Genomic DNA, 1,757 nt, shown 5'->3' with positions numbered 1-1,757 from the left:
CCGGAGACGCTGCCGGGGCGCTCGCCGGTGTGCGAGCCGGTCAGGCTGGTGGCGACCGCCTCGGAGCGGCCGGAGGTGGTGCCGCGCCAGGCGGAGTCGGTGCTGGTGAGGTCGTTCTCCGCCCAGGTGGCGGCGTCGGGGTTGTCGCTGGGGCGGCCCGGTCCCTCGTAGACCGCGTGGTGCAGGAAGCCGCGGATCTCGCCCTGGATGTCGGTGCCCACCAGCGAGCCCGAGGTGTCGGCGTCGACGACGTAGACACCGCGGAAGATCTGCGGCGAGCGGGAGATCAGGCTGGTGGACGACGACGCGGCCCGCAGCATCTCCTGGACCGGGCTCTCGGCGTCCGTCATGGACTTCCCGACGGTCATGGCCCCCAGCCAGCGGGCCGGTTGGGCGAAGGCGGTGATGGCCGAAGGCAGCTGGTCGATGAGGTCGGAGCCGTGGGAGGCGGCCCACTGGAGGATCCGGGCGAGCGCGCCGGGCTCGCCGGGCTCCTCGGCCTCCGGGTCGATGCCGCCCAGCAGCTGCCGGAACGCCGTGGTCAGCGCGCCACTGCCCATCGCGAGGTTGACATGGGCCTGGCCGGGGAGCAGCACCACGTCCTGCGGGCGGTTGCCTTCGGCGTCCGGTGTCATCCGTGCCTTGCGGAAGTCGTCGGCCGTCGCCCGGCGGATGGCGACCGGACCCAGCGGGGCGGGCGGGGTGTCGAGGGTACGGGTCAGCGGGATGGCGACGGAGACGATGCCGTCCTCCGGGGTGAACGTCGCCAGCGGGGTGTCGCCGTTCTCCGAGAACACCGTCATGGTGAAGGTGCCCGGGATGTCGAAGACCCCGAGCCCGGACTGGGCGTAGGTGAGCATGTCGAGGCCGTACCCGGCGGCGGACCCTGAGGTGTCGCCGGTGATCTGGCGGGTGGCGGAGGCGCTGTTGGGGATGCCGCCCGCCACCGTCCAGTGGTGCGGGGCCGGGCCGCTGATCTCGGCGGAGACGTCGCCGAACAGCCACTGGCCGGAGCTGCTGGACTCGCTGCCCGCGACCCCCATGCCGTTGGCATTCATCAGCGACCAGCCCGGCAGGTTCTTACGGTGGGCGGGGGACGTGCCGGTTGTCGGCGCCACGGACAGGTCGGCGCCGACCCGCCAGACGCCGTATTCCAGGGGCAGGTCGAAGTAGAGCGGGTGGCCGCCGTCCATGATCGCGCCGAGCGCGCCGCGCAGCCCGATCTGGGAACGCGCGATGGTGAGTTTGCGGGCATTGGCGAGCCACGCCATCAGGATCGCGGCGTCGTTCAGCCAGTCCAGGCGCTGCGGCGTGGAGGGCGCCAGGAACCCCATCGTGCGCAGCAGGGTTTCCAGCTTGTCGAAGAGCGGCCCGGTGCCGGTGACCTTCAGCGGAGTGGTGTTGACGCCGAGGGCGCGCAGGGAGGACAGCTCCGGCGGGAGATGATGCTCCTGGCCGGGCTCCACGGGGGTGCCGGTCACATCGGCCAGCGTCGGCACCCGCATGGACTGCCCCTGAGGGCTCCGCAGCTCGAAGGGCGCGGTCCGGCCGCCCTTGGGGAGCACGAGCGTGGCCGTGTACGTGATGTCCGCGTCCGTCAGCAGGTGCGGGTTCTCGCTGACCAGGCTGAACCAGTCGTACGCCGGGCCACCGGGAGTTGAGGGTGGCGGGGACCGCTGGTGCTTGTAGCCGCCGCCGGAAGACGAAGTTGCCGTTCGGGGCTGGGGGGCGCCCTGGAAGGTGGTGGTGAGGGTGAA

General features: G+C 72.2%; 1 protein-coding gene. It reads right to left on the bottom strand.

Annotation, left to right across the window (positions count from 1 at the left end):
* Positions 1-1,757, bottom strand: a 1,757-nt coding sequence (locus SSOG_RS54555; protein WP_039940303.1) for a hypothetical protein, incomplete at both ends; no start/stop codon positions are given.

The sequence above is a fragment of the Streptomyces himastatinicus ATCC 53653 genome (assembly GCF_000158915.1).
Lineage (GTDB): Bacteria > Actinomycetota > Actinomycetes > Streptomycetales > Streptomycetaceae > Streptomyces > Streptomyces himastatinicus.
This window is presented reverse-complemented; position numbering and strand designations above follow the sequence as displayed.